This window comes from Rhodococcus sp. P4_B6 (genome assembly GCF_056402215.1).
The window spans coordinates 17,396-28,337 of sequence record NZ_JBFUHV010000119.1; the positions used below are offsets into that span (position 1 = coordinate 17,396).

Genomic DNA, 10,942 nt, shown 5'->3' on the forward strand with positions numbered 1-10,942 from the left:
AGCGCGACGAGTCGATACAACTCGTCGGCTGGTTGCCGCCACCTGGGTGCGCACATCCACTTCCCGTGCATCAGATCACACCCATATATTCTTTCCCGCTTGGCATTTCATGGCAGCGACTCAATGGCGGTCGACTCAGATGGTCGCAAAGGTCAGCAACGGAACCCCAGGCTCCGCGGCACGATTCATCGAACCGAAACCCCGGAGAATGTCGGACTCTCGGGATCATCAGGACCGCGGAGTATTTCGAGAAACTTCCATTCGATGCGCAAGCTCCACGCTTCGAGCTCTCGGATTGTAGCACTGGGCGCCGAGTAGGCGGATGTCGGCATGACCGAAATAGGGCATAGCGCGCATCTTGATACATCGCCCCAAACTAGGGTTGAGCATATTGCTCACTATCGGATTTGAGTCTTGCGCATCTTGCTAACCAATGATTCGCTATCCCCACAACATGCCTATGCGGCAGTCGCCGCGCGTCGGAGGTATCCCGTGATCGACCCCACCATCGCACCCCTACAACTCGTCACCGAGGACGGGCTACGCGTCGACGATCAGGAGCTCGCGCCGCTGGTCGCAGACATCGACACCCAGCGGCTGCTGGATCTGTACGAAGATCTCGTAGTGGTGCGGCGCATCGATTCCGAGGCCACAGCGCTGCAGCGCCAAGGCGAACTCGGCTTGTGGGCACCGCTTCTCGGCCAGGAAGCAGCGCAGGTCGGGTCGGCCCGGGCGCTCGCCGAGGACGACTTCGTCTTCGCGAGCTATCGAGAACACGGGGTCGCGTACTGCCGCGGCGTAGATCCGACGCACATGCTTCGATTCTGGCGAGGGTCAACACATTCGGGATGGAACCCGCTGCAGTACCGGATGACCACTCCGGCGATCATCGTCGGGTGCCAGGCCCTGCATGCCACGGGGTACGCGATGGGCACTCAGCTCGAGGGTGCCACGGCCGCGACGATCACGTACTTCGGTGACGGCGCAACCAGCCAGGGCGACATCTCCGAGGCATTCGGTTTCGCGGCCAGCTTCCAGGCACCGGTCGTCTTCTTCTGCCAGAACAACCAATGGGCGATCTCCGAACCGGTGTCGCTTCAGACGAAGGTGACCATCGCCGAACGGGGTCGCGGTTTCGGGATTCCGTCCGTCCGGGTCGACGGCAACGACGTCCTCGCCGTTCTCGCCGCTACCCGGGACGCCCTCGCGGGCGCGCGAGAGGGCAACGGCCCAATGTTGATCGAAGCGGTTACCTACCGGATGGGTCCGCACACCACTTCCGACGACCCCACCCGCTACCGGAATTCGTCACTCGACGAGGAGTGGAAACTGAAAGATCCACTGGATCGGATCAAGAAGTTGCTCGAGCGAGAAGGTGTGCTTGATGACACCTACCTCGCACGCGTACAGGCTCAAGCTGACGCCACCGCAGCCGAATTGCGCCGTGGTTGCCTCGAGACCGTCGAGCCCACCGCCATGTCCCTGTTCGACCACGTGTACGCCGACCCTCATCCCCTCGTCGACGACGAGCGCCGACAGTTCGAGACCTACCTCGCCAGCTTCGAAGGACCAACACGATGACCACCACACTCCCCTTGGGTAAGGCTCTCAACGCCGGTTTGCGGCGCGCCATGGAGGACGACCCGAAGGTTCTGCTCATGGGTGAGGACATCGGACAGCTCGGCGGCGTCTTTCGGATCACCGAGGGTCTGCAGAAAGACTTCGGCCCACATCGGGTCATCGACACTCCGCTTGCTGAATCAGGGATCCTGGGCACCGCAATCGGTCTGGCGGTGCGCGGCTTCCGTCCCGTCTGTGAGATCCAGTTCGACGGTTTCATCTACCCGGCGTTCGATCAGATCGTCTCTCAGGTCGCCAAGCTGCATTATCGGACCGGCGGCAATGTCAAGGTCCCGATCACCATCCGCGTCCCCTACGGCGGGGGTATCGGAGCTATCGAGCATCACTCTGAGTCACCGGAGGGCTACTTCGCCCAGACCGCCGGTCTGCGCGTGGTCACCTGCGGCAACGCCGCCGACGCGCATCTGATGATTCAGCAGGCGATCGCCTCGGATGATCCGGTGCTGTTCTTCGAACCCAAGCGACGGTACTGGGAGAAGGGCCCGGTCGACCTCGACGCCGGTCCGGATGCCTTCCCGCTGCACAAGGCTCGGACTGTGGTGGAAGGTACCGATGCCACGCTGCTGGCGTACGGCCCGCTGGTGACGACAGCGGTGCAGGCCGCGACGGTGGCGGCGGAGGAAGGAACGTCGCTGGAGGTCATCGACCTGCGTTCGCTCTCGCCTCTCGACATGGACACGATCGAGGCTTCGGTACGGAAGACCGGACGGCTGATCGTCACCCACGAAGCGCCGGTGTTCCTCGGAATCGGAGCCGAGATCGCGGCGCGAGTGACCGAACGGTGCTTCTACCACCTCGAGTCCCCGGTCCTGAGGGTCGGCGGGTTCACCCTCCCCTATCCGCCCGCGAAACTCGAGCAATTCTTCCTGCCCGATGTCGACCGGATCCTCGACGCCGTCGACAGATCGATTGCCGCGTAGCGCACCAGAACGGAACCACACCATGCCTGAAGTAAGAAGTTTCCTGCTGCCCGATCTCGGGGAGGGGCTGACCGATGCGGAACTGATCTCCTGGTTCGTGGCCGTCGGGGACACCGTCGAGCTCAATCAGATCATCGCGGAGGTCGAAACGGCCAAGGCCTCTGTGGAGCTTCCGTCCCCGTACGCCGGTACGGTGACCGCCCTGCACGCCGCGGCGGGAGCAACCGTCGACGTCGGCACCGCGATCATCGACATCGACACCGGCGAAGACCCCGCCGCACCGGCAACCCCCGCCGCACCGCAAACCTCCGCTGCCGCGCAGGCGGAGACGGGCACGCCGGAGCGCATCCCCGTCCTGGTCGGTTACGGGGTGGCCGGTGACGGCGGTAGCCGACGGCGTTCGCGCCCCGCGGCTGCCGACACTGCAAAGGACCGAAGCGATGCGGCGGGTGGGTCGTCAGCGGAGGCACGTCCGCTCGCCAAACCACCGGTGCGGTTCTACGCGCAGCAGCAGGGCGTGGACCTCGCTGAGGTCCCCGCCACGGGCCCGCACGGTGACGTCACCCGTGATGACGTCACCGATTACCTGGCGGCGCGTCAGGCATCGGAGACCTCACCGGAGTCGTTCTCGACCCCGCCTGTCGTCGCCGGGAGCACCCTCGGCGACGAAACCCGAGTCGCGATCAAGGGGGTCCGCAAGCACACCGCAGCCGCGATGGTCACCAGTGCGTTCACCGCGCCGCACGTCACCGAGTTCGTCACTGTGGATGTCACCCCAACGCTCGAGCTCCTCGACAGATTGCGTGCGCACCGACGATTCACCGATGTGCGGCTGACCCCGCTGGCGTTGATCGCCAAGGCGCTGCTCATCGCCCTTCGGCGGAACCCCAGCCTGAACTCGCACTGGGACGACGAAGCCCAGGAGATCGTGACCAAACACTATGTCAACTTGGGGATCGCGGCCGCCACGCCCCGGGGCCTCATGGTTCCCAACATCAAGCACGCGCACCGGCTGGGTCTGCGTGAGCTTGCCGACGCGTTGGTCGACCTCACTCGCACGGCCAAGGAAGGCAAGACCAGACCTGCGGATCTTGCCGGCGGCACCATCACAATCACCAATGTCGGAGTCTTCGGCGTCGACGCAGGCACACCGATTCTCAACCCCGGCGAAGCGGCGATCCTGTGCTTCGGAGCCATTCGCAACCAACCCTGGGAATTCGAGGGCGACATCGCTCTGCGCTCGGTGACCACGTTGAGCCTGTCCTTCGACCACCGGCTGGTCGACGGAGAGCAAGGGTCGAAATTCCTCGCCGACATCGGCCGCATCCTGTCTGATCCGCTCGAACTCGTCGCGCTCGGATGAGCACCATCGATGAGACCCTGACACGGAGAAGGCACATGCACACCCACAACCACGGTGCGCTCGGGTTCGCCGAGCGGCAGATCGGTCGCCTGATCACCGTTCACCGGCGGCGAGACGGATGGCGCTGCGGCCAACCGGGACGCGTCACGATGGTCGCCCCATCACAGGGGCGACCGTGCTGGCTCGTCGAGTATCCCGACGGAGCCCACGATGTCGTACCCGTCGCGGACCCCGGTTACCACTACACCCTGCACTAGGCACTTGCGACAACTACCCGAACGCTGTCGCTAGAGAGGAGATCAGCGATGACTCGGACACCGGACCTCGTCGTCCTCGGAGGTGGGTCGGGTGGTTACGCCTGCGCGTTCCGAGCCGCCCAGCTCGGTCTGTCCGTCACCCTCGTGGAGAAGGACAAAGTCGGTGGAACCTGCCTGCACCGCGGATGCATACCCACCAAAGCACTCGTGCACGCGGCCGAAGTCGCCGACACCGTGCGCGACGGCCATCGGTACGGGGTGCGTGGCACTTTCGACGGTATCGATAGCGACCAGGTGCACAACTACAAGGACGGCGTCGTCGCCAAGCTGTACAAGGGTCTGCAGGGACTCGTCACACACCACGGCATCGAGGTCGTCACCGGCCACGGCCGCTACGTAGGCAACCGCACCGTCGACGTCGACGGCGAGAAGATCACCGGCAAATCGGTGGTCCTCGCGACCGGGTCGTACGCACGCAGTCTTCCCGGCCTCGAGATCGGCGGCCGCATCGTCACCAGCGACCAAGCCCTCACACGGAAAGAGATCCCGCAACGCGTAGCGATCCTCGGCGGTGGTGTCATCGGCGTCGAGTTCGCCAGCGTGTGGTCATCATTCGGGTCGCAGGTGACGATCATCGAAGCGCTCCCTCGGTTGGTCGCCGCCGAAGACGAGTGGACCTCGAAACAGCTGACCCGGGCGTTCCGGAAGCGGGGCATCACGACCATGACGTCGACGAAGTTCGTCGAGGCCACCGAGATCGGCGAGACCGTGTCGATCACACTCGACTCGGGCGAGACGATCGAAACCGACCTGCTCATGGTGGCGGTCGGACGCGGCCCGCGCACCGCCGACAGCGGTGTCGACGAAGCCGGCGTGGCACTCGATCGGGGCTTCGTCGTCGTCGACGAATACCTACGCACCAACCACGACGGCGTCTACGCGGTCGGCGACATTGTCCCCGGACTTCAGCTCGCCCACCACGGTTTTCAGCAAGGTCTGTTCGTCGCAGAACACATTTCCGGCCGCAATCCCACCCGAATCGAAGAAACGGCCATACCGCGGGTCACCTACACCAACCCGGAGATCGCGTCGGTCGGATTAACCGAGCCCGGCGCACGCGAGAAGTACGGCGAGGTCTCCACGATCGTCTACGACCTCGCCGGAAACGGGAAAGCCAAATTCTCGGCACCACCGGTGGCATCAAGGTCATCCGCGCCGGCGCCGAGTCCACCGACGGGCCGGTCGTCGGAGTGCACATGGTCGGCGCGCGGGTGAGCGAGTTGATCAGCGAAGCCCAGCTGATCGTCGCCTGGGGCGCCCATCCCCAGGAAGTCGCCCAACTCGTACACGCCCACCCCACCCAGGCGGAGGCACTCGGCGAAGCACATCTGGCCCTTGCCGGACAACCCCTGCACGCGCACGGCTGACCACGCCCCTCCCTGCACCGTCACCACGAGAAGGAACACGAGATGACACTCACCACCGATGCCCCCGTGGCGACCACCGAGGACAACACCGTCTTCGGTCGCGCCGACGCAATACCGGGGCTTCCCCACGAACAAGTCGTCTTCTGCGAAGACGCCGCCACCGGACTGCGGGCGATCATCGGCATACATTCGACAGTCCTCGGTCCCGCGCTCGGCGGCACCCGCTTCTACCCGTATCCCGACCAGAGCAGCGCGCTGACCGACGTCCTGCGCCTGTCGAGAGGGATGACATACAAGGCGGCGATCGCGGGAGTCGCGCTCGGCGGCGGCAAGGCGGTCATTATCGGCGACCCGGAGCAGACGAAAACCCCCGAACTATTGCGCGCATACGGCCGCTTCATCGACACCCTCGGTGGGCGGTACATCTCCGCCGGCGACGTCGGCACCAACACCGACGATCTCGATGTGATCGGTGAGGCGACCGATCACGTCGTCGGACGCTCCACCGCTGCCGGCGGATCCGGCAACAGCGGCCCCATGACTGCCCTCGGTGTCTACCAAGCCCTGCGCGCAGCTGCCGCCACAGCTTGGGGAAAGCCTGTGTTGTCGGGTCGGACCGTGGGCGTCGAGGGCGTGGGCAAGGTCGGCTCCGAGTTGATCTCACTCCTTCTCGCAGACGGAGCACGCGTCATCGCCGCCGATGTGCACGATGCCTCCCTCACCCGCGTCGTCGAACGTTTTCCCGACATCTCCATCACGCACGACATCCTCGGCGAGCGGATCGACGTCTACGCGCCGTGCGCCATGGGCGGCACGCTCACCACGGAGACCGTGCCACGGCTGACCGCATCCATCGTCTGCGGGGCGGCCAACAACCAACTGTGGACCCCTGACGTAGGCCGGCAACTTCATGACCGGGACGTGCTGTGGGTCCCCGACTACGTCGCCAACGCCGGAGGCCTCATCCAGGTAGCCGGCGAACGAGAAGGCGCGACTACCGACTGGATAAGTGACCGAGTCGAACGCATCTACGACACCGTCATCGCCATCCTCGACAGGTCGAAAGCGGAGTCGATCACCCCCGGACAGGCAGCCGACAGCATCGCGGAAGCACGTCTGTCCTCCGCCCGGCTCACGTAGAGCCTGAGCCACCGGCTCGGCCGGTGCCCTGTGCCCGCTGCCACCCGATGGCAGCGAGCGTACCCCGTGCGTTCTGGCTCCCGCCCGGGATGCGGGCGGCCCCGTCGTCTATCCGGCAGCGACGGGGCCGCCAATTACCCATTGGGCGTGGAATTTTTACTCCATTCCGGAGATCCAACTCGCCGCGTTGCCTCCCAGCTTTGCCGACGGGGAATCCACCCCAGCCACTCCGGAACCCGATTCGGGCTTGCGCCGCACCCCGTTCGGCCACCGATACCGACCGAAGCCCTCCCTGCTCCACTGCGGCGAGGTCAGCAAGTACCGGTGGAGGGAAACTGGCTCCCCTCGATTCAGCGCCGTCACGACGACCGCCATCTGCAAAGGAGCCGAGAGCTATCGGTGAATCATGTTCTCCAATAATCTATTTAGCATTCTTGCCGGTGGTCACCGCACTTCGAGGCCTGCATCCGCGTATGCGGTCCGTGCGTAGTCTGTTGTCAATGCAGTGATCAGGGCCGTTGCATTGCGGTCGCCGACGGCGTGGGTGCCGAGTGCTGCCGAGAATTCGGTGTAATGCTGAACCGATTCGGGGAGGGGTCCGACGATCTGGACCTCGGGGACGAACCTGAGCTCGCTGAGTTGCTGGATGGCCAGATCAGCGCGTCCATCGACCACCGCAAGAGCGGTGAAGCCCTTTTCGACGATGGTGGCGCGGGAGTTGACCTCGTCGGAAATACCGAGAGCGAGGAGGAGTTCTGCGAAGTAGACGCCGCTTGCTCCGGTACGGGAGTATGCAACTGAGCGTGCCTGTTTGAGTGTCGACGCGAGTGCTTCCGGGCTACTGATGTCGGGTGTTGGTGTTTCGGGGGGAACTGCGAGTCCGACGCCGGTTCGAGCGATGGATTTGCGACTCAGCCCGTCGATAATGCCGGCACTGACGAGGCTGTCGAACGACGATGACACACCGATCATCACGTCCGGTCGAGCACCGCTTTCGATCTTGTCCAGCAGCACGTTCGTGGGATCGAATGTCGATTCGGCGCGCGCGCCCGAGTCCCGTTCGTAACGAGGGAGAATGGTGAAGTCGAGTGCGCCCTTCACTGCGAGAGTACTGAAGAGGGACACACGGTTGTCGTGGGGGGTGCTCATGCCTGATCGTCCTATCGGGTGGAGGCGAGTGCATCACGTTGTTGTGTTGTGAGTGGGCGTGTGTTCATTCCCCGTAACAGGAGGAAGAGCTTGGATGTCTCTTCGAGTTCCTCGATCGCGTCGAGCGCTGATACGACGGTGTCTCCCGCGACAATCGGGCCGTGATTGCTCAGTAGCAATGCGTGGTGGGTGATGGCCGCGTGTTCGGCCGTTTCTTCGAGTCCGTCGTCGCCTGGGGCGTAGTAGGGAAGCAGGGGAAGTTTCCCGACGCGCATCGCGAAGTATGCGGTCAGGGGCGGCAGCACGTCGGCGGGGTCGATATCGACCAGGCACGACACTGCACCCGCATACGTCGAGTGGGTGTGTACAACGGCGTTTGACTGTGGACGCGCGCGCAGGATCGCAGCGTGCAGGAACGCTTCCTTCGACGGCCGTGTGCCGCCGAGGTGTTTTCCTGCCGCGTCGATGATGGACAACTCATCGGGTTCGACGGTTCCGAGGCTACTGCCGGTGGGAGTGACGAGGATGTTCTCGCCAGCGCGGACCGAGATGTTTCCGGTGCTGCCGTGAGTCAGTGATCGTGTGAAGATCGATCTGGCCGCCGCTATTACCTGGGCGCGCTCGTCCTCGAAATGGGTCATGCGAGATCCGATCGATGGGCCGACGCGTCGGCGAGCAGTTCAGGGCCTCCGAAGTTCCCTGATTTGAGCAGCAGGGCGATTCGGTGTCCCGATGTTGTCAAAATCCATGGCACGCCCGGTGCGGCCTCGGATCCGATGAGCCCTCCGCTGACGTCGAGTGCGGTCACGATCGCTCCGGAGGTCTCGCCGCCGGCGGCGACGATTCGGGTGACGCCGCGTTCGACCAGTCCGATGGCTATTCGGCCCGTGGCGTTTTCGAGGACCGCGGCCGATTCCGCGATCCCGAGAGCGTCTTGGACGCGTTTGAGCTCGACCGGATTCAGTGACGAGTAAATCAACGGAGCGTCGCTGGTGGTGAGAGCGTCGTACCAGGCGAGTGCGTCGGCGGCCAGGGTTTCTGGGTTGTCGTCGACCATCGCGTCGAGCTGGTACCAAGGGCGTCCCTGTCCTTTCATTACGGCGATCTGTTCGAGTGTTCGCGCCGAGCAGCTGCCGGCGAGGACGGCTGCTCGACCTTCGCGGTCGGCACCTGCCTGAGCAGGGGTCGTGTTGCCGACGAGCGTCGAGTTGGCGGCCGCGACTGCCGCCGCTAGACCTCCCGCCAGGCCTGCTGCGCCGGCTGTCAGCGATGATCCTTGGATGGCACGACCAATCGCCTGAAGGTCCTGTTGGTCGACAGCATCGACGAGAATGTATTTTTCAGCACGTGTTTCGGCTGCGGCGATGGCTGCCGTAATGGAGTCGGTACCCTCCTTGACCGTCGCATGGGGGATGAGTCCGACTGTTGCGTCCGTCTGAGTACGTAGCAAGCGAGGGAGGTACGAGTCGGTCATCGGCGTGACCGGGTGGTTACGCATGTGTGAATCGGATAGCAGGAGCATGTCGACGAAAAGGTATCCCTGGTACTGCGTTCGCAGGTGTTCAGGAGAGCTAGGTGTCGTTATCACCGTGGCCGCGCCGATGGCGTCGGTGAGAGCGTCCAGTACCGGGCCGATGTTGCCGTCTGGTGTCGAATCGAATGTGGAGCAGTATTTGAAGTAGATTTGGTCGGCACCGTGTTCGCGCAACCACCGTAATGCATCCAGTGACTGCTGCACGGCCTCCGGCGCGGGGGTCATCCTGCTCTTGAGTGCGATGACGACGGCATCGCTGGGCGACCGCTCGACGTCGTCGGGCGGTACACCGAAGAAGATGTGCGTTCTCAGTCCTTCGCGACGGAAGGCCACGGCGACGTCGGTGCCCCCGGTGAAGTCGTCTGCGATGGCGCCAATCATGCTGTCTCGCTGGTGTAGTCGAGTCGCGTCCGGAGCAGGTTTGCCGCGGTGACCGGACCGGATACAACCGGTATGCCCAGCCTTTCGGAGAGTGCGGACGCAACGGGTGCCAGGGAGTACTGAGCAAGCAGTATCGCGTCGATGCGATCGGTGAATGTCACGCAGGTCTCGGTCAGCGCGGTGAGTAGCGAGTGTTGGTCGCCGTCCCGGGTGGCCTCGTGCGCCGCGGGGGCGTAGGCGCCGAGGATCTTGATAGTCTTCGACTGCGCGGCCACGAAATCTGCGAATCGTTTCTCCGTGTCGAGTAGTGCGGCTTCGAAGGACGCGACAACGAGAATGCGGTCGAATCCGCCGTCTACAGCGGCGGCGAACGCGGCATCATCGGGCGCGAGAACGGGCACGGGTGCAGGGTAGGTGCGCGCGATCGGTCCGTACATGGAGCACGTGAGCAGGACTGCGTCGGCGCCTTCGGTGACGGCGTGGTCGATGAGTCGGAACATTCTCTGCGCCAGTGGACCTACAACGCCGCCGTGTTCATCGGCTTCCGTCAGCAACCGGTCGTCGAGGATGTTCCACACCACCGCTTCGGGAAAATCCTCGGTCAAACCTTCTACTGCGGGCGCTATGGCCGCGGGCGTTGCGCTGATCAGAGCTACCAGCGGTCTGTCAGTGTGTCTTGAAGTCATCTCTGTTCATTCGCATCGACGTAGATGGGATCGAAACCTGTCCGGGGGGTGAAAGTTTCGAGCGCGTTACGTTTGAAAAATTCTCGATTTCCCCTTGCGCTTACCTGAAATATACGAGAAGTATATGAGATCGGCAAGGGGCTGAACCTGCACGCAGAACGTGCACGACGAGAGGAGACGTCATGGGCGGACAATCGACCGTGTCCAAGACGAGCAACGCACGAAGAGTTATGTACAGGGCGTACGCAGCAAGTGCTACCGGTACAGCGCTGGAGTGGTACGACTTCGCCATCTACTCGGTGGCTGCCGCTCTGGTCTTTCCAGAAGTTTTCTTCCCTAACAGTGACCCCACTGCGGGCACCCTTCTTGCGTTCTCGACCTACGCCGTGGGTTACATCTCGAGGCCCGTAGGAGGCTTCGTCTTCGGGCGCCTCGGCGATGTAA

9 protein-coding genes and 2 pseudogenes are annotated in these 10,942 nt (G+C 63.7%); 7 read left to right on the top strand and 4 right to left on the bottom strand.

Annotated features, from left to right (window positions below; genetic code table 11):
• Nucleotides 1–507: 507 nt before the first annotated feature.
• From pdhA to AC1DWT_RS36015, 6 genes and pseudogenes are all read left to right on the top strand, one after another.
• Nucleotides 508–1,581 carry a pyruvate dehydrogenase (acetyl-transferring) E1 component subunit alpha gene (pdhA, locus tag AC1DWT_RS35990; RefSeq protein WP_095870014.1) on the top strand — a complete coding sequence of 358 codons (1,074 nt, stop codon included), beginning with the start codon at nucleotides 508–510 and terminating at the stop codon, nucleotides 1,579–1,581.
• Complete coding sequence (locus AC1DWT_RS35995) at nucleotides 1,578–2,561, top strand: alpha-ketoacid dehydrogenase subunit beta (RefSeq protein WP_095869956.1); 984 nt, start codon at nucleotides 1,578–1,580, stop codon at nucleotides 2,559–2,561. Before pdhA ends, AC1DWT_RS35995 begins: the two co-directional genes overlap by 4 nt.
• Before the next feature lie 22 nt (nucleotides 2,562–2,583).
• Nucleotides 2,584–3,924 (top strand): dihydrolipoamide acetyltransferase family protein, encoded by a 1,341-nt coding sequence (locus tag AC1DWT_RS36000; RefSeq protein ID WP_095869955.1) that lies wholly within the window; start codon nucleotides 2,584–2,586, stop codon nucleotides 3,922–3,924.
• Nucleotides 3,925–3,959: 35 nt separating this feature from the next.
• The gene (locus AC1DWT_RS36005; protein WP_143548769.1) at nucleotides 3,960–4,181 is read left to right on the top strand and encodes a hypothetical protein; all 222 of its coding nucleotides are present in this window, start codon (nucleotides 3,960–3,962) and stop codon (nucleotides 4,179–4,181) included.
• A gap of 48 nt (nucleotides 4,182–4,229) precedes the next feature.
• Nucleotides 4,230–5,608 (top strand): annotated as a pseudogene (lpdA, locus tag AC1DWT_RS36010) (dihydrolipoyl dehydrogenase).
• Nucleotides 5,609–5,650: 42 nt separating this feature from the next.
• Entirely contained in the window at nucleotides 5,651–6,748 is a 1,098-nt protein-coding gene (locus AC1DWT_RS36015) for a Glu/Leu/Phe/Val family dehydrogenase (protein ID WP_095869953.1), read from the top strand.
• Between the two features lie 444 nt (nucleotides 6,749–7,192).
• On the opposite strand, the gene AC1DWT_RS36020 is transcribed toward AC1DWT_RS36015, so the two are convergent.
• Genes AC1DWT_RS36020 through AC1DWT_RS36035 form a run of 4 tightly spaced genes read right to left on the bottom strand, consistent with a single transcriptional unit; the run spans nucleotide 7,193 to nucleotide 10,417 of the window.
• Entirely contained in the window at nucleotides 7,193–7,897 is a 705-nt protein-coding gene (locus tag AC1DWT_RS36020) for a molybdate ABC transporter substrate-binding protein (RefSeq protein ID WP_095869952.1), read from the bottom strand.
• A gap of 11 nt (nucleotides 7,898–7,908) precedes the next feature.
• Nucleotides 7,909–8,538, bottom strand: coding sequence for a 3-oxo-tetronate 4-phosphate decarboxylase (gene otnC, locus AC1DWT_RS36025; protein ID WP_095869951.1), 630 nt, complete (start codon nucleotides 8,536–8,538; stop codon nucleotides 7,909–7,911).
• Nucleotides 8,535–9,812, bottom strand: a complete 1,278-nt coding sequence (otnK, locus tag AC1DWT_RS36030; protein WP_095869950.1) for a 3-oxo-tetronate kinase — start codon at nucleotides 9,810–9,812, stop codon at nucleotides 8,535–8,537. Before otnK ends, otnC begins: the two co-directional genes overlap by 4 nt.
• On the bottom strand, nucleotides 9,809–10,417 hold the full coding sequence (locus AC1DWT_RS36035) for a hypothetical protein (protein WP_218835165.1): 609 nt from the start codon (nucleotides 10,415–10,417) through the stop codon (nucleotides 9,809–9,811). Before AC1DWT_RS36035 ends, otnK begins: the two co-directional genes overlap by 4 nt.
• Before the next feature lie 311 nt (nucleotides 10,418–10,728).
• Here AC1DWT_RS36035 and AC1DWT_RS36040 point away from each other — a divergent pair.
• Nucleotides 10,729–10,942: pseudogene (locus AC1DWT_RS36040) on the top strand (MFS transporter); the annotation flags it as partial.